We start from the raw sequence: 18,394 nt of genomic DNA, 5'->3' as shown, positions 1-18,394 counted from the left end.
TGGTTTACTAGCTTTAAACTTAATGCGCATAAAACACGGTCAGTGATGAACTCATTGACCGTGTTTTTATGATTACAGATAGTATTAACTACTGTTTTAACAATTACGATTTTGTCTTATCTTTTATATTTTTGTCTTTATTATCAGACGCTTTATCTTCAGACTTTGCCCCATCTTTAGACATTGATTGCTCGCTTTTCCAAGCTTTATATTTGTTCAAGTCTTTCTCCATCAGTCTTAAGCAAAACCCAATTACCAAGGCGTCATCAACTTGACCAATAAAAGGTATAAAATCTGGAATAATATCAATAGGGTTTAAGACGTATAACAATCCAACCACTGCTGCTGAAATAGTTTTATAAGGTATATTGCGATAGTTACCTTGGTAATAATCTTTTACCAAGCTCATCAGTAGCATCAAGTCTTTAGCATAACGCTCAAGACCGCGATCCTTGTCGACTTGATTCTTTATGCTGTCTTCTTTACTTAAGATGAGTTTAATATTGTCTAAAAGCGACTTATTATCCTTTTCTTTATCAGCCATACTAGCGTTCCTATCATTATTGATGAATTATTTCTTACTATTTACTATAACAAGAGTAATGGTAAGTACCAAACATGGTTGTTTAACGATTTGTTGTCGTTGTAATAAGCAATGGTTATAGGGTTATGCAACCATTGTCGCTATTAAAGCTGCCAAACCGCGATATTTATATAAAGTTAAGGTTAAAAACGTTGATAATTAAATCATTATTCTAAAACCATTATTCTAAAATAAGTTTTGAGGTAACAGCTTAGTATGCTTATGACAAATCCAACTCTTTTACAGCAAGCTGATATAACCACCGTAGCCAATAAGGAGCTTAGTCGTCGCCAATTCTTACGTCGACTAGGCGTGAGTACAGGTGCTGGACTACTTGCAACTCAGGGTATTGCTCAAGGATTGACGGTCAAAACGAGCGATAAAACGAGCGATAAAAACGACAGCATGCAGTTGACCAAAGATGATCTGCCAACGGCGCTGCCAGATGGTAATCAGTCAATAGCGTCCAAATCACGTTGTATCAATCCTACTATTGAGACACGTCTATTTGCCAGCTCCAACGTTGGCGGTAGTAACGAGCGTAACCAATTGGCATTAGAGCGTATGGCTTGCGCAGGTTTTGAAGTGCAGAATCCTACTATTACTGAGCGACAATATTTGCGCTTTGCGGGAACGGACACGCAGCGAGCCAGTGATCTGCAAAACATCGCGACTGGGGCGATTGCTGCACCCAAGCTGCTCATGGGTATACGCGGTGGCTATGGCGCAATGCGTCTGCTGCCGCTGATTGATTGGCAAACGCTGGGACGCATTATGAAAGAGCGGGGCACGATACTAACAGGCTTTAGTGATGTCACTGCCATTCAATGTGCACTGCTGGCGAAAGGGCAAATGAGTTCGCTCGCTGGCCCCATGCTCTATAGCGAATTTGGTAAAACGTCTCCTGATGAAGTCAGTTGTAGACAATTTGTAGAGGCACTGACGAATCCTAATCTGAACATTAGCATTCAAAATGCAGATTTGACCAGTAAGCAATTACCAGCGATTCTAGCGACTGATAAGACTCAAACAGTCACGGGAACGATTTGGGGCGGTAATCTGAGCGTGATCTCAGCGCTGGCAGGTAGCGAGTACTTGCCGCGTATTAAAGGCGGTATTGTATTCTTAGAAGATGTGGGGGAACAGGCTTATCGTATTGAGCGCATGCTCTATGATTTGTATTTGGCAGGGGTGTTCCAAAATCAGCAAGCAATCGTGTTTGGCTCATTGTCTGGTGCAGGTGAAGATAGCTACGATAAGCGTTACGATGTGGCGATGGTCATACGCCAATTGCATAAGCTGACTGGACTACCTATCTATAATGGCATGAGCTTTGGGCATATCAGTAAAAAACATAGTTTTCCACTCGGCGCGACTTGTCAGATTACACCAGCGACAAATAAAACTGACGGTTATACATTGAATTTTACGGATTATCCAACTATTGAGGCAAATAAGGTTAATGTCGAAGGATTGTGGCAGGTTATATAGTGTGATCGGGTGGTCTTTGATCAATAGATTAACATTTGCTTTACAGAAAGCATCACTTATATCTGTCAAGATTAATTATTCTCTTATTACAAGGATTTATGATGATGTCAAACGCAAAAAAAACAAATCTTTCAGCTCCTTCTATTCATTACAACACTACTTGCAGTTGTGAAAAATGTGGATGTACCAGTCCATCAACTTGTGAAAAGTGCAATATGTGCGAAAAATGCTGCCAGTGTAATTAAGCTTAATGAACAATAGTAGCGAGTGAGATTGCAGATTCGATTGTTACTAAAAGTAATAAGTGCTCAACAAGCGTATGCAACTGCCTTAACTCCATGAGTCGGGCGGTTTATTTTTTCTACTTAATAAAGATAACTATATAAGTTGCAAGATCATTTAGGGCGAGTAAAAACTCAATAAGCACACCTAGTGGTTTTTGTTAAACGATTAATGAAAACAAACAAAAATGATTGGTTAGTAATAGCAGATAATATTTAAATGATATATAAGATAGTACTTACCTTAAATTGATGGGTATTATAATAAGGAACATTAAAATGAAAAATTCAGTATTGAATAGAACCTTTCAAAATAAGCTATGGGTGGCAGTATTAGTAAGTCTTATCGGACTGAGCGCTTGTAGTAATGAAACAGAGGAAAAGGCCGATACTAATAATACAGAGTCTAGCGAAATGACGCCAGTTCAGACAGATAGCGATACTGAAACTAGTGTTAGTACTCCTACAACTGAAGCAGAAGGTACAGAAAGTGCAGACAGTACAGATGATGACGCGGGGGGTACAGCCTACTATTCTGGTGTAGACAGCGTGGAAAATGAGCAAAAGGCTGATGATACGGCTACTGTAAACGAAAATAACTCGAACTTAGATAAAACAGCAGCGGAAGGGCTACAGTAACAACTGAATGATATATAGCTTTGTCTATTGTCTTTATTAAAAGTAAGACCGCTAGCTATTTATCGCATCGGTTTACTGTGTATTTATATGTAGGTAATGTACACCAATGCACGGATTAGGATAGATAGAGCAGGACAGTATAGAACACCAGATACAACAAAGCCCCTGATATCAGGGGCTTTAGTTATTCTATAAGATAGTATAGAACTATGTAATGGTACCCGGAGCCGGACTTGAACCGGCACGCTCGTTAGAGCGAGGGATTTTAAATCCCTTGTGTCTACCAATTTCACCACCCGGGCAAAACTTGTTTTATCTAAAATGTAAGCTAGCTGATAGACCATCTAGTTACTAGATAAGTGGTCGCTATTATAAGCTGTTGTGCTAATAATGCAAGCCTAAATTAACGTAAAGTTAATAAATAATTGGAGGCTGGAGTCGGAATCGAACCGGCGTTAACGGAGTTGCAGTCCGCTGCATGACCACTCTGCCATCCAGCCAATCAAGGTGGACTATATTAGCAAAAATAATTTAAATTACAAGTCATTTTTTAGCTAAAAATAGGTTATTTACTAATGTAAGTCAATTTAATCGTTATTTAAAGATATTTGAGCGGTTATTACCTTATCAATAAGTGCTTAGTTGATGATAAGACAAGAATGCTGCAAAACCTTTTATGAGCGTTGCAGCTAAACTTGTCCGATAATCTGTCTATAAGATATCCTTGTTATTGCGTTTGGCTTTTTTGATGTCACGATAAGTCGCAGTACAAATCAAAACCAGTACACCAAGTGTAATTGCAGGCCAAATTAAAATATATAAGCCATAAATAAAGACGTTGTCCATGATATCTCCTTATAGTATTTATAAATATGGGGTTTAAGAGCAATCGACGATCAGCTATCTACCGACCATCGTTGTCTAACCATCATTACCTAAGATGATCTATACTTTCGCATTTGGTATTTTTGATACTTTAGCTTTTTTATCATAGTCACCAACACGCTTTTTAATCAGCTCAAAATCAAAACGTTCATTGCCCATTAGACTGACGATGACACAGACGATGGTACTAGCGCCATAAGCCGTTAGTGAGGCGAGTAGGACCATATATTGACGTAAGAAGCCAGTAGCGAAAATGAGCATCAGTACCAGCGTAATAGCTGCCGCTAACATACCGATTTTACGGCCTAAGAAGCCAAATACCATTAGTCCAATCACGACTGCGGCGCCAACACTTGCTAATACTTCAAAGAATAAAGCCGTGTAACCAATGATCGGCAAAAGCTCAAAGCGAGCTATACAGAAAAACAGCAAACCGATAATGACCGCAGAGGTGAAAGCGGTATTGGTCACACGATTCCAAAATACACTGGCTATCACAGGGAAGACAATTGCACCCCACAATGCACCTACGAATACCAACATCACTAAAATATCTAGCTTAAAGCTAGCAAAGATCAGACCAGCAGCAGTGGCAATAATCATGGTACTACGACCAACCAGCATCATAGTCTTAGGTTTGACTTTACCTCTAGCGATGTTCTTACCATATACATCTGCCATCATAATGGTCGATAATGCCGACAAGTCTGAATCAGCAGTCGATGACAATGAGCCGATGACCAAGATAAAGAACAAGGCGATAAAGACAGGATGCAAATAAGTACTGACCATTTGCGGGATCAGGTTGTTCATATTGCCGTCAAGTGGCTCAATACCAATGGTCAAGGCCATCAAACCAATCATACCAAGACCGATGACGATACCTGCATAGCCGACTGTGGCCGTGACAAACGTCGCTTTGATCTTGGTTTTATCAATCGCAAATAAGCGCTGCGTAATGGTTTGGTTACCAATAGCATAAGCCAATACGGCGACAAAATAAGGCGCACCTTGCTGAAAAAATGCCTCAGGCGAAAAGAAGTTCTGTTGCTCAAGCGTCAAGTTGGATAGTCCGCTGACCATAACTTCAGGCCCACCCATCGCAAATAATACTGCCGGAATAATAACGATACCAATGGCCATTAAAGCGACCAATTGGGCAAAGTCAGTGAAGACTGAGGCGCGAAACCCTGAAGTTAGGGTATAGCTCAGTACTCCGACACCCGCAATAATCACCCCTGTTTGGAACGATAACGGTGATAGTACCGATACCAACGCCCCAGCCGCAGTGAAATTGACCATCAAGCTAATTAAGCTGCCCATAAGGTTGGATATGGCTAAAATTAATTGGCTTGATGAGCCATGACGAGCGTGAATAAGTTCGCCTAAAGTATGTCCATCAGGAGCAAGCTCACGAAAGCGCATGCCAAAAGGGTAGATAAATAAAATCATTAGCGCGCCCCAAAAGCCATAATGTATCGGCCCTGAAACGCCATACTTATAGCCAGAAGTAGCGGCGGCATAAAACGATGCTGCCCAAATCCAAGTAGCAGTCATACTGGCTGCACCCATACCAAAACCGACACCATGGCCTGCGACCATAAAACCCGACGTCGTCTCTTTGTCTTTTTTAATCAACAATGACAATAAGTAAGTGCCGCCATAAAACGCTAACAACAATAAAATAATGGTTAACGATGAAAATTGGAACAATGACTCAGTTTTCAAATTCATACCTCGAGATTGTTTTAGATAAAAAAGTTGGTACTACAATTTATAGTCCCAACCAATTATGAATTGAGTAATCAGACTAATACTATGAATATCACAAAATCTGTTGTTTCATTAACAGTCAGTTAGCAAAACATGCGATGAGGATGCTACATACCAAGGATCAAACATCGGATAATATGATATATAGCAAACAGTAGCCCCCAAATGACTGGCGTCTAATAATGGGGTTGCCATCACGCTCATATAGTCGCATGTCATAGTAGATGTTACAGATGAGTACTTATCAACAAAGTACTAACGAACACGAAGTAATAACTACTACTTCGCATTAGATATAGACAGCTAAAGTCGGCACTCGTTTTTTATTCAAGATTTTTAGAAAAATCTAAACTTTCAAATATATGAATAACGATGTGAGAGCTCTGTAACTGCCATAAGCAAGTTGGCTAAATGAAACTCTGGCCAATAGCGCGTGAAAACATGTAAATAGCGTTTGACTCCGTTTGAGTCTATAACTGATGTTTTATACTATTCACAAATAAAACTTACCCATAAAACGACATCCGTGTTAAATATAAGTAACATTTACGTGTCACAAGAGTAACACTAATAAGCCTTCAATCTCAAGTTTAAGAGTGATCTTGGGCTTCAATGACTGGTGACTGCCAAGTTTTAGTCGTAAGTGATAATCTTATCTACGTTAATATGTCTTATAAGAACATATAAGAATTTGCAATATTTAAGAGGTAATCTTTATTGACGACTGGGCTTTTGGTCGCAAAATAGGTACAATATCTTGCTTAGTACGGTGTCTGCTCTTTAGAAAGTTTATCGGTAAAATTACTATCTTAATTATGCTAATAATATGTACAATTTGGTATATATATACTTATAGTAAGCTGCGGCTCGCTTATGTTTACTGAGCAAAATAATGGCCGACACTATGTCCTCTTTTTCTTATTGCTTTATTCATTGGAGTTACCATGTCAAATGCCTCGTCAATTGAAACGACGATGACGTCAGATAGCCAATCTGCCACCTTATTAGACGGCAAAGCACTTGCTAAGCAAATAGAGCAAGAACTGCGTACACGCGTAGATAATATCAAAGACAAGACTGGTCGTACGCCAAGTTTGGCAACGATATTGGTTGGTGATGATCCTGCTTCTGCCACTTATGTGCGTATGAAAGGTAACGCCTGTAAGCGCGTCGGTATGGACTCTATTCGAGTTGAGATGCCAAGTGCGACAACCACAGAGGAGCTTAAAGCCAAGATAGACGAGCTTAACAACAATCCAGATGTCCATGGCATATTGCTCCAGCATCCTGTCCCTGATCATGTTGATGAGCGTGCATGTTTTGAGCAGATTGATTTGGCAAAGGACGTTGATGGGGTGACGTGCTTGGGCTTTGGTCGTATGGCGATGCAGCAGTCTGCCTATGGTTCATGTACGCCGCAAGGCATCATGCATTTATTGGAACACTATAATATAGAGCTTGCAGGTTTGGAGGCAGTGGTCGTAGGACGTAGTGCCATCTTGGGTAAGCCAATGGCAATGATGCTATTAAATGCCAACTGTACAGTGACCATGTGTCATTCAAGAACGCAGGATTTGGCTGAGCATATTAAGCGTGCTGATATTGTCGTTGGGGCTGTAGGTGTGCCTGAGCTGATTAAAGCAGAGTGGATCAAAAAAGGGGCAGTAGTGGTCGATGCAGGCTTTCATCCAACCGACAATGGCGGCGTCGGCGATATTGAATTGAATGGCATAGAGAATATTGCTAGTGCTTATACGCCTGTTCCAGGTGGCGTAGGTCCAATGACTATTAACACATTGATTCGTCAAACAGTCGATGCAGCTGAAAAGTCAGCGGGTTTAGATGCTCATAAATAGACTGAACGATATGATAAAAAAGGCTGCTATCTAGTAGCCTTTTTTTATATCAACTTATCTTACAACCATTTTAGCCTTTTAAAATTATAATACAGATAACTACATAAGGCGATGATAAGTCCCATGATCACAAGGTATGAGTATTTCCAATGTAGCTCAGGCATAAAGTCAAAGTTCATCCCATAAATACCAGCAATGGCAGTCGGTACGGCTAAGATACCTGCCCAAGCAGCAAGCTTACGTACCACCTCGTTTTGTCCCATGTTCACCATCGCCATATAAGTATTCATCACCACACTTAGCATCTCGTTCAAACCATTAATAGCGTCTAAAGAGTGGAGTAGATGGTCATTAACATCACGAAAGTAAGGTTTTGCTGCTTGCGAAAACCCAGAGACCAACTCGCTTTTTTTATGGTTGATAAAAAAGCTACAGATGTCTTGTACGGGCAAAATAATCGCGCGCATATTTACCAGTTGCGACTTGAGCTCGTATAGGTTTTTTAATGTGCTTTTATTAAACTCATAACTAAAAACATAGCGCTCTTGCTCGCGCAAATAGCTGCCTAGGCGATCAGTGACTGGCATATAGTTATCGACAATAAAATCGAGAATAGCATGCAATACAAATATGGGCCCCATGCGTAGCTTTTCAGGGCGACGATTGCAGTGTTCACGTACAGGTGCATACGAGTTGGAAGGACCATTACGAATCGTAATCAGATAGTTTTTACCCATAAATATGGCAGTAGTACCATAGCGTATAATGTTGTCCTCTAATTTTGCAGTCCGCAATACTACAAATACCATGTCGTTGTCATAGTTTTCGACTTTGGCGCGCTGATGATCGGCAAACGCATCTTCAATCGCCAGCTCATGTAAGTCAAAAGCATTTTGGACTTTAATCATGGTTTCTAAACTGGGATCATACAATCCAAGCCAGATAAACTGACCACTATTGCTAAGCGCACGACTGACATCATTAAGCGCCACCTGGCTCAGCTGTTCGCCTGTCTTACGCGAATAAGCATAACAGTTGACCACTTCATCATCACTAGACAAATCAATGTCTTCATAGCGCTCAGAGTCAGGATCATACACCGTCATGGTCTCAATAGTGTCTTCAGCAGTAGCATCTACATCTCCGTAAATATAGCTGTCATAACTATTTAGATAGGGGTGATGGTCGCTGATATCAGAATATATACGACTAATATTAGAGTCAGGTGTAATGCGGGTGTTCGTCTTAATAGATAGATCGTCGTTGCGCTCCATACACCCTCCCTTGTTGCTTTTATAAAATCTAAATGGCTACTTTCTGTTCAAAATGGCCCAAATGAATTCAGCCTAGAAAAGTCCAACGATAAACCATGTCGATGTTATATCGCATAGCGTTTTAAAGTGTCAATATCGACCAGTGTTAATAAACTCTCATGACAACCTTCTAGCTTCAATTTTGGTGCGATATCGAAATCTAGTGCTTCAACCCAGCGTAGCGCACAGATACACCAATAATCACCAGGTTTTAGACCTGGAAAGTTGTATTCTGGCAAAGGCGTGATTAAGTCATTACCACGGCTTGATGAAAAGTTTAAAAACTCACTGGTCATCTTGGCACAAACGGTATGCTGACCAACATCATGATTGCCAGTATGACAAAAACCATTACGATAATAGCCAGTAATAGGATCAAAGCAGCAGCTGGCAAGAGCAGTACCTAATACATTGGTCTGGTTAATAGCAGGGTTAGGGTGGTAGTCAGATGACATAAGGTCTCCGAAATTAAGTGATTGTATAGAATGGGAGTTGATAAATTTTTACCGTAGTTTGTATATTGTTAGTCGTGGTTTTTGTAGGTAAACGAACTGGAATAAATTTGCTGTAATATCTGCAGTTTTAGCAAGCAAAAAATTATACCAGCTGTGCGTGGCTACTAATGTATCGACTTTATCTCGAGATAATTATAGCCTGTCTACTAATAGCCTAAAACATAGGCTAGTGTAACATGGGTCTATTAAAAAGATGTGAACCAAATCATTCATCACGACTTAATAGAGGATGAAAGCGATCATAAACGATCGTTTTGGCTAAGAATAAATCGCCATAATGCAATAATGTATTTATGACTAGATAGAACGTATTGATATGAATTGTGACTAGGCGAACCCCAGTTGCTATGCTAAACTAAAACATAAAGTGCGCTGATCATTTACTATAATTAGCGCATAAAGATACTCGTCTTATCATCCTAACTTATACTTATTACTCACCCTTTTGCGGTTACCTAGTTTGTTTATAAATAATTGGGTCAATGGTGTTGCGTGTTAAAAATGTGTCAAAAACATACAATATTCATCGTTGATGCAAATATAAATCAAACCTTACTATGCCGCGTTTTTTGGTAAGCAATACGCCAAACAAGGATTTATTGTGTCTGTCAGTTCTTATTCAGCGGTACCCGTCCAATCACGTTCTGAAAATAATTCCACCTCTCAGCATGCTGATGATAATAGCGTACCCAGTCATCTGTCTCATCTCAGTAATTTTCATCTCAGTAATTTTACCGCAGAAGTCGCTAATAACTGGCTACTACCTGATGGTGTGGTTGATGTATTATTTGAAGATGCGCAAAAGCAAGAAGTGCTGCGACATCAGTTGACTCAGCAGCTTATCACTCATGGCTATCAGCTGGTTAACCCGCCGATGATTGAGTTTACAGAGTCATTGTTAAGTGATGCCTCAGAGGATCTTAAGCGCCAAACCTTTAAAATCATCGATCAGCTTACGGGTCGTTTGATGGGAGTGCGCGCGGATATTACGCCGCAAATTTTGCGTATCGATGCCCATCATGGCGGGACAGGTATTGCGCGTTATTGCTATGCAGGTGATGTCATTCATACCTTACCCTCAGGATTGTTTGGATCGCGTACGCCACTGCAGTTAGGTGCTGAGATATTTGGTTGTGCATCGCTAAGTGCAGATTTTGAATTGATAGATGTGTTATTTACGATGGTCAATGACCTAAATATGAGTGCAGCTTTGCACATTGACTTGGGTCATGTGGCGATATTTAAACGGTTGGCTTTATTGGTTGAGCTATCAGATAGTGACACTAAGCAATTGATGCATTTATATGCCAACAAAAACTTACCAGAGTTAAAGCGCGTCTGCCAAACATTACCCATGGGTAGTGATTTTTATGCTTTAGCGCGCTTTGGTCACGACATGACACGGCTATTGGCGAAGCTGTCAGATACCGCACAACAAGATACCGAGATTGTTACCGCAGTCGATGAGTTACAGCGCTTAAAAACCCATCTGCAAGAGCAGTGGAATTGTAATGTCAGTATCGATGTCACTGAGCTGTCGGGCTATCACTATCATACTGGTATTGTATTTAATGGCTATATCAACAGTGAAACCCAACCATTAGTACGTGGTGGACGTTTCGATGGTATGCAAAGTGGTGGTCACCTAACAAATAGCCAGCCACGTGAAGCCACAGGTTTTAGTATGGATGTCAGTCGCTTGTTAGCACATGTCGAACTGGCTGCTCCAGTGGTAGTGGTCGTTGATTATGCTGCAATTAACAATATGGATAGCGAACAAAGACAGACGCTACGTCAACAAGTTGATAGCTTACGCCAGCAAGGTTACCGAGTCACTGTACCGCTGGATATGCATGACTGTCCTCAAGACGTCACGCATCGATTAAGTATCGTTGACAACCAGTGGCAATTAAGCGCTGTTGAATAAAGCTATTTTATTGAAAATAATTGTATTAAAAAATGGGTTTATCAAAAGACAGTATCGTCAAAAAGCATCATTTTTCGTTTAGTTTTAAATTGTTAGTTATCGTATGGCTGTTTGATAATGAACAAGCCATGCACCTTAATACATCATTGTAAGGATTAATTATGGGTAAGAATGTCGTAGTTTTAGGTAGCCAATGGGGTGATGAAGGTAAGGGTAAAATCGTTGATTTACTTACCGAAAAAGCCTCAGCAGTAGCACGTTTTCAAGGTGGCCATAATGCTGGTCATACGTTAGTTGTCGATGGCAAAACTACTGTCTTGCATCTTATTCCATCAGGTATTTTACGTGAAGGTGTAACCTGCTTTATTGGTAATGGCGTTGTACTAGCACCTGATGCTTTATTAAAAGAGATGAAAGCGCTTGAAAACAACAACGTGCCTGTACGTGAGCGCCTACGTATTTCACCTAACTGCCCACTTATCATGCCTTATCATGTGGCACTCGATCAAGCCCGTGAAGCAAAGCGCGGTACTGGTAAAATCGGTACAACAGGTCGCGGTATCGGTCCTGCTTACGAAGACAAAGTTGCGCGCCGTGCGATCAAGCTTGCTGATTTATTCCGTGAAGACCTAGAAGAAAAACTACGTAACCTAATCGAATATCATAACTTCCAGCTGACTCAGTATTATAAAGTCGACGCGATCGATTTTGATGAGACACTCAAGCTATGCCAAGAGTGGAAAGAAGAGATTAAAGGCATGGTAACTGATGTCACTGAAGACCTTAATCAGTTGCGTTTGGCTGGCAAGAATTTAATGTTTGAAGGTGCGCAAGGTACATTACTTGATATCGATCATGGTACTTATCCGTTTGTGACTAGCTCAAGTGTCACTGCGGGCGGCGTATCTACTGGTACTGGTATCGGTCCATTGTATTTAGACTATGTATTAGGTATCACTAAAGCCTACACCACACGTGTTGGTAGCGGTCCGTTCCCAACAGAATTATTTGACGATGTCGGTGCCCATTTGGCTAAAGTTGGTCATGAGTTTGGTGCAACCACTGGTCGTGCACGTCGCTGTGGTTGGTTTGATGCAGAAGCCCTACGCCGCGCCGTTGTACTGAACTCTATGTCAGGTATCTGCTTGACTAAGCTTGACGTATTAGATGGTCTAGAAGAGCTATTAATTGGTGTTGGTTATGAGCTACCAGAAACCGAATGCGCAGGCGCGCATGATGCTGAGTTTTATGAATCAGTAACACCAAAGTATGAGACGCTAGAAGGTTGGAGCGAATCTACTGTCGGTATTACCAACTATGATGACTTGCCAGAAAATGCTAAAAAATACATCAAGCGTATCGAAGCGTTGATTGGCTGCCCAGTTGATATCATCTCAACGGGTCCTGACCGCGAAGAGACCATCGTATTGCGTGATCCGTATGATGCGTAGATAAATAGAACAAACTATTGAATGACAAAACCCTAATGTTCAGCTAAGAGCTAGCATTAGGGTTTTTTATAAAAATTAATAATACTGGTAAATATACAATATATAGTATGTACCTTTTAACTTTTAGTAAGGCAAAATTTACGTTTAAGTAAGCTGGTATCATAATTAATCCTATCATTTATAGCGTCAATCATTATAATAGGCAACAATCACATGTCGAGGCTCAGATATACGAATTGGTAAATCTGAAATGCCTGAGTATTATAGTGATAATAAACGATTCAAACCCTTACCTTTATAATTCTATTAGGAGCTTCTCATGGCTAACGAACGTACTTTATCTATCATCAAACCTGACGCAGTTGGTAACAACAATATCGGCGAAATCTACAGCCGCTTTGAAAAAAACGGTCTAAAAATCGTTGCTGCAAAAATGTTGCAACTTGATGATGAAAAAGCAGGCGGCTTCTACGCTGAGCACGCTGAGCGTCCATTTTACAATGACCTAAAGTCATTCATGATGTCAGGTCCAGTGTTGGTATCAGTACTAGAAGGTGAGAATGCCATCGCTAAGCACCGCGAAATCATGGGTGCAACCAACCCAAAAGAAGCTGCTGAAGGTACTATCCGTGCTGACTTCGCTAGCAGCATTGACGAAAACGCGGTTCATGGTTCAGATTCAGCTGAGTCAGCCGCACGTGAAATCAGCTACTTCTTCAGCGATGATGAAGTTCGTACACGTACGCGCTAATAATTATTATTAATATCCGCTTATGATATTGAGCGTTAATCATTAGTATTGTAAGGACGGCTTATACTCAACTGGGTATAAGCCGTTTGCGCTATTACTGAACTTTTTTGTATTTTTTTGAATATGCTATTATTAACCAGTCTATGTTTAAGCTTATCGGTTGTTTTTGTTGAAATTTATTATTATGTCCCTCATTATTAATTTTCAATCATTTAATTAGCGTTATCAATCCCTTATCAGTACATTGTCGCTGTAGATAATCATTTGTATTTTATAACTGACAAAGTTTGCGCTCATAGCGGATTGCTCAATGTAGCATTTAATTGTATTACTACGCTCATGGCTTAGGCCAAAAGGTTACTTATTATGTCAACTATTCAAGCTCCTACTCAGCACGTGCCTACTAAGCTTACTAATAGCATTAAGTTGGTAGATGAAGCGCAGGCAAGAACTAATCTATTAGGTATGACGCAAGCACAGCTCGCTGATTACTTTAAGAGCATCGGTGAAAAACCATTTCGTGCCACTCAAGTGATTAAGTGGATTTATCAGCACGGGGTGACTGATTTTGAGCAGATGACCAATCTAAGTAAGTCGTTGCGCGACAAGTTGTCTATGCACGCCTGCGTAACCCCGCCAAAGGTTATTCATCGTCAATATAGTGATGATGGTACCCGTAAATGGGTGTTTGAGGTCACTGGGGGCTCATTGGTTGAGACGGTGCTAATCCCAGCAGATGATAGTAAAGCAAATGGCCGTAAAACGTTGTGTGTGTCTTCACAAGTCGGCTGTGCATTGGACTGTAGTTTTTGTAGTACAGGTAAACAAGGCTTTGAGCGTGATTTGAGCGTCGCTGAGATTATCGGGCAGTTGTGGGTCGCCAACGCTTCTTATATGGCAGACGAAAACGACAGCTTAGAAAACGTCGATCATAGCTTATGGGAGAACAACGTGACCAACGTTGTCATGATGGGCATGGGTGAGCCATTATTGAATTATAAACCAGTGGTCAGCTCGATGGAGCTTATGCTTAGTGATCATGCTTATGGTTTATCCAAACGCCGAGTCACTTTATCGACGTCAGGTGTGGTGCCAAAGATGTATCAGTTAGCGAAGGATATTGATGTGGCTTTAGCCATTTCACTGCATGCACCCAACAATGAATTGCGTAATGAGCTGGTACCAATTAATAAAAAATATCCATTAAACGAGCTGATCGCTGCGGCAAAAAATTACGTCTATGACGTCAATCCGCGCCACAAAAAACATGTCACGATTGAATATGTCATGTTAGATGGCGTCAATGACAGCAATGAGCACGCTGAGCAGTTGGTTGCGTTACTTGATGGTTTGCCAAGTAAAATAAACCTGATACCGTTCAATCCATTCCCGCATGCCCCTTATGATAAATCAAGTAATAATCGCATTCATGCGTTTAGTAATATTTTGAGCGAAGCAGGTTTTGTTTGCACCATTCGTCAAACGCGCGGTGATGATATTGATGCAGCCTGTGGTCAATTGGTTGGACAAGTCGCTGATCGAACTAGACGGTCAGCAGCATGGCAACAAAGCATTAAAGACCGCGATACTAAGGGTAACGCTGCTGTCTAATGAGTGATGGGGTGACAGCAATAGTGGCTCAGTCTAAGACAAGAAACAGATAGGGTTACGTTCCTATTGGTTTTAGTAAATAATATTTATAACCATAAAAATGCAGTCATGGTAACTAAATTGTACTTAAGGGGTTTAAATCCATTAAACTAATGGCTCATTGGAACTCTAGTATTAAATTTACAGTACTAAAACTCAGTTTTATAATGGCGGCTATGATAATGTTTGAATATTTTTGTCAATTTAAGACTCAGCGTAAAACATCTTTAATAATGAAGGAGTCCTCAGTAGCGAGTGCTTATCAAAAAACAAACTATACTATCTCTGGTAATCCTGAGTCTAGTAACCTAAAGTTTGGGAGCCTAAAAAATCGGCTGATAGCTAGTGCAATCGCTACCTTATTACTAGCGGGTTGCCAAAGTACACCAACAGATGGCTTAACTGGAAGTACGCGTTATCAAACGTCTACTCAGCCAAGCGATATTCGTAATCTTGACAAGCAGGAGATCGCTCGCGTACGTACATCGCTTGCCGCGCAATACATTCGTAAAAACGAGCTTGATACCGCGCAGCGTCAACTTGAAAAAGCTTTTGCTGCTGATAGCCGATACGCGCCAGCCTATGATATGATGGGCGTTTTGTTGCAACAAGAGGGCAGCCGCCTTAATCTTGAAAAGGCCGATCAATACTTTAAAAAAGCCATCTCGCTTGACAAGGATTTTGATCAAGTGCGTAACAACTACGGTGTCTATTTATCGCAGATGAAGCGTTATAGCGAGGCGGCAGAGCAGTTTGAGATTGCAGGTGCAGCACTTGGTTATGAAGGACGTATTGGTGCACTTGAGAACCTAGGGCGCACTTACCTACAGTTGAATAACCATCCAGCGGCGGCCAAAGCGTTTTTGCGAGCGTTAGATGGTAATCGTAATAGCTTGATCGCTCATATTGAGCTGGTCGATTTGTTGCTTGAGCAGCAGCGTGTACAGCAAGCACAACGGCTTTATGATGAAACCTTATTGCTCGTACAAGGTCAGGGTGTTAGTCCGCGATTGCTTTTACAAGGTATTAAGCTTGCCGCCGTTCAAAATGATAGAACCACGCGTCAACGATTAGCACAACAGCTATTATCTGCTTATCCATTAAGTGATGAAGCAAAACAACTTAAGACTTGGCTTAACAATCCAGAGGCATCATGGAAATGAACAACCCATCATCAAATCATCAGTCTAACGCTCAGGGATCATTTGGTGCCACGCTGCAGCAAGCCCGTAAAAGTAAGCAGATCAGTTTAAAAGAAGCCGCCAGTGAATTATTCATCTTAGAGCGTCATTTACAAGCACTAGAAGAAGAGGATTTTGCCGCTTTACCGCAAGTTACCTTTGCGCGTGGTTTTGTCATTAACTATGCAAAATTTTTGCAGTTGGATCCCACAAAAATCGCGACAAGCTTCGATGCAGCGTATCCAGATGAGATGAGAGCGCAGTCGGTGAGTAACATTGATACACCGCTGCGCCCGATGGGAACCTTACAACGTGATAGTCGTAGCCGCATCCGCTTTAACCCGTTGTTGATTCTTGCAATCATAGGGCTTATTGTATTGGCGGTGTTTTTATTTCGCATGGTCACTAATGCCAGTCAAGATAACGCTACATCTACCACAGCCGTCGAAGACTTGTCAGCATCAGAGCAAGCTCAAGGGGCAGCGGTTGATACTCAGTATGATAGTACTGGTTTAGATAGTGTGGGTGCGTCCGGTTCAGCACTTAATTTAGATAGTAATAGTGATATCAGTGCGGTCACATTGGACGTTGAGGTCATAGACACTACCAACGTAGATATTACGGATGCGTCTGGTAACAGTCTGATGTCAGGTAGCCAAACCAGTGGTAACTATAAACTGCTTGGTACGCCGCCATTTAACATCCAAATTGATAATATTGACAATGTAAAATTATTACTTAATCAAGAGTCGGTTGCGTTAAATGAGTATGCAACCGATAAACAAGCAAGCTTTGCGTTGGCGCCATAATGATTTGATCGTTACAGGCTTAACAGCTTGTCATAGTAATGTTATGGCCGCTTTAAGATTGCTTATATTTTTTATCTTTTGTTCTCATTAAAGGATTCTTTATGTCCACGTCATCGCCTATTACTCGCCGTCCTACCAAAAAGATCTATGTCGGTGATGTCGCGATTGGCGGCGATGCACCGATTAGTGTGCAAAGCATGACCAACACAGACACTTGTGATATAGCCGCAACAGTCGCTCAAATTGAACGCTGCGTTGATGCTGGTGCTGACTTCATGCGCGTCTCGACTCCAACGATGGAGACAGTTGAAGCGTTTGGTAAGATTCGTAAACTGGTGAGCGTACCTTTGGTTGCTGATGTGCATTTTGATCACAAGATTGCACTAGCAGTTGCTGAAGCAGGGGCGGACTGTCTGCGAATTAATCCAGGCAACATCGGTAGCGATGCTAAAGTGCGTGAAGTTGTGGCCTGTGCTAAACATCATAATATTCCAATTCGCATTGGGGTGAACGCCGGATCTTTAGAAAAGGACATTCAGCGTAAATATACTGAGCCGACGGGCGAGGCGATGCTTGAGTCAGCGATGCGTCATATCGATATATTAGAACGTTTAAACTTTGATCAATATAAAGTGTCTGTCAAAGCGAGTAATGTGTTTTTAACTTTGGATGCGTATCGCTTAATATCGGCACAAATTGACAATCCGCTACATCTTGGTGTCACTGAAGCTGGGGTATATCGTACTGGCGCCGTCAAATCTGCAATCGCGCTTGGCGGTTTATTATTAGATGGTATCGGTGATACCATTCGTATCTCTTTGGCAGCAGAACCAGAAGAAGAGATCAAAATCGGTTTTGATATCTTAAAATCACTCAATATTCGTTCTAATGGTGTAAACTTCATCGCATGCCCAAGCTGCTCTCGTCAAGAGTTTGACGTGATTAAGGTAATGACTGCGTTAGAAGCTCGTTTAGAAGATGTGCGTGAGCCCATGAATCTATCGGTGATTGGTTGTAAAGTGAACGGTCCAGGAGAGGCAAAAGAGTCTGACATCGGTATCGTAGGCGCAGCTCCCAAATCCCTGGTATACCGCATGGGTGAAAAAAGTCATCTTATCGATACCAATAATCTGGTTGATGAGATTGAGAGTATGGTACGTGCTCATGCAAGCGAGCTGGAAAAGTCACGTGAAAATGAAATTATTAGAGTTAAATAGATGATGCAACTATTCATCGCCCTGAGTCTGTGAGTAGTAAATCATTAGTAAGCATCTAAGTGCTAGTAGTAA

15 protein-coding genes and 2 tRNA genes are annotated in these 18,394 nt (G+C 41.2%); 10 read left to right on the top strand and 7 right to left on the bottom strand.

Going from position 1 to position 18,394, the window contains the following annotated elements; all coding sequences use genetic code 11:
- Nucleotides 1–103 precede the first annotated feature (103 nt).
- On the bottom strand, nt 104–544 hold the full coding sequence (locus tag ACS8FB_RS03280) for a YkvA family protein (protein WP_439260984.1): 441 nt from the start codon (nt 542–544) through the stop codon (nt 104–106).
- 261 nt (nt 545–805) lie between these two features.
- Between ACS8FB_RS03280 and ACS8FB_RS03275 the strand changes: the two genes are divergently transcribed.
- Both ACS8FB_RS03275 and ACS8FB_RS03270 read left to right on the top strand, forming a co-directional pair.
- Nucleotides 806–2,074 (top strand): LD-carboxypeptidase, encoded by a 1,269-nt coding sequence (locus ACS8FB_RS03275; RefSeq protein WP_439260983.1) that lies wholly within the window; start codon nt 806–808, stop codon nt 2,072–2,074.
- Between the two features lie 560 nt (nt 2,075–2,634).
- Nucleotides 2,635–2,994, top strand: a complete 360-nt coding sequence (locus tag ACS8FB_RS03270) for a hypothetical protein (RefSeq protein WP_439260982.1) — start codon at nt 2,635–2,637, stop codon at nt 2,992–2,994.
- 215 nt (nt 2,995–3,209) lie between these two features.
- Here ACS8FB_RS03270 and ACS8FB_RS03265 read toward each other — a convergent pair.
- From ACS8FB_RS03265 to ACS8FB_RS03250, 4 genes are all read right to left on the bottom strand, one after another.
- Nucleotides 3,210–3,296, bottom strand: a tRNA-Leu gene (locus ACS8FB_RS03265).
- Nucleotides 3,297–3,420: 124 nt separating this feature from the next.
- A tRNA-Cys gene (locus ACS8FB_RS03260) sits at nt 3,421–3,494 on the bottom strand.
- 211 nt (nt 3,495–3,705) lie between these two features.
- Nucleotides 3,706–3,840: a putative transporter small subunit gene (locus ACS8FB_RS03255; protein ID WP_299219501.1), complete on the bottom strand. Its 135-nt coding sequence runs from the start codon at nt 3,838–3,840 to the stop codon at nt 3,706–3,708.
- 99 nt (nt 3,841–3,939) lie between these two features.
- Nucleotides 3,940–5,613: a sodium:solute symporter family protein gene (locus tag ACS8FB_RS03250; RefSeq protein ID WP_439260981.1), complete on the bottom strand. Its 1,674-nt coding sequence runs from the start codon at nt 5,611–5,613 to the stop codon at nt 3,940–3,942.
- 1,013 nt (nt 5,614–6,626) lie between these two features.
- Here ACS8FB_RS03250 and folD point away from each other — a divergent pair.
- The gene (gene folD / locus ACS8FB_RS03245) at nt 6,627–7,508 is read left to right on the top strand and encodes a bifunctional methylenetetrahydrofolate dehydrogenase/methenyltetrahydrofolate cyclohydrolase FolD (RefSeq protein ID WP_439261295.1); all 882 of its coding nucleotides are present in this window, start codon (nt 6,627–6,629) and stop codon (nt 7,506–7,508) included.
- 59 nt (nt 7,509–7,567) lie between these two features.
- Here the strand turns inward: folD and corA are convergent, their stop codons facing one another.
- Nucleotides 7,568–8,782: a magnesium/cobalt transporter CorA gene (gene corA, locus ACS8FB_RS03240; protein WP_439260980.1), complete on the bottom strand. Its 1,215-nt coding sequence runs from the start codon at nt 8,780–8,782 to the stop codon at nt 7,568–7,570.
- A gap of 104 nt (nt 8,783–8,886) precedes the next feature.
- Nucleotides 8,887–9,276, bottom strand: a complete 390-nt coding sequence (locus ACS8FB_RS03235; protein ID WP_299219506.1) for a DUF2237 family protein — start codon at nt 9,274–9,276, stop codon at nt 8,887–8,889.
- Between the two features lie 661 nt (nt 9,277–9,937).
- On the opposite strand from ACS8FB_RS03235, the gene ACS8FB_RS03230 reads away from it, so the two are divergent.
- From ACS8FB_RS03230 to ispG, 7 genes are all read left to right on the top strand, one after another.
- Entirely contained in the window at nt 9,938–11,263 is a 1,326-nt protein-coding gene (locus tag ACS8FB_RS03230) for an ATP phosphoribosyltransferase regulatory subunit (RefSeq protein WP_439260979.1), read from the top strand.
- A gap of 161 nt (nt 11,264–11,424) precedes the next feature.
- Nucleotides 11,425–12,714 (top strand): adenylosuccinate synthase, encoded by a 1,290-nt coding sequence (locus ACS8FB_RS03225; RefSeq protein WP_299219509.1) that lies wholly within the window; start codon nt 11,425–11,427, stop codon nt 12,712–12,714.
- A 319-nt stretch (nt 12,715–13,033) separates the two neighbouring features.
- On the top strand, nt 13,034–13,465 hold the full coding sequence (ndk, locus tag ACS8FB_RS03220; protein WP_439260978.1) for a nucleoside-diphosphate kinase: 432 nt from the start codon (nt 13,034–13,036) through the stop codon (nt 13,463–13,465).
- Between the two features lie 366 nt (nt 13,466–13,831).
- Entirely contained in the window at nt 13,832–15,076 is a 1,245-nt protein-coding gene (rlmN, locus tag ACS8FB_RS03215; RefSeq protein ID WP_439260977.1) for a dual-specificity RNA methyltransferase RlmN, read from the top strand.
- Nucleotides 15,077–15,348: 272 nt separating this feature from the next.
- Nucleotides 15,349–16,278, top strand: a complete 930-nt coding sequence (pilW, locus tag ACS8FB_RS03210) for a type IV pilus biogenesis/stability protein PilW (RefSeq protein ID WP_439260976.1) — start codon at nt 15,349–15,351, stop codon at nt 16,276–16,278.
- Nucleotides 16,269–17,105 (top strand): helix-turn-helix domain-containing protein, encoded by an 837-nt coding sequence (locus ACS8FB_RS03205; RefSeq protein ID WP_439260975.1) that lies wholly within the window; start codon nt 16,269–16,271, stop codon nt 17,103–17,105. Before pilW ends, ACS8FB_RS03205 begins: the two co-directional genes overlap by 10 nt.
- Before the next feature lie 101 nt (nt 17,106–17,206).
- A complete protein-coding gene (gene ispG / locus ACS8FB_RS03200) occupies nt 17,207–18,322 on the top strand; it encodes a flavodoxin-dependent (E)-4-hydroxy-3-methylbut-2-enyl-diphosphate synthase (RefSeq protein WP_439260974.1) in 1,116 nt (371 codons plus the stop codon).
- Nucleotides 18,323–18,394: the final 72 nt, after the last annotated feature.

This window comes from Psychrobacter sp. 1U1, from assembly GCF_051847535.1.
Taxonomy (GTDB): domain Bacteria; phylum Pseudomonadota; class Gammaproteobacteria; order Pseudomonadales; family Moraxellaceae; genus Psychrobacter; species Psychrobacter saeujeotis.
This window is presented reverse-complemented; position numbering and strand designations above follow the sequence as displayed.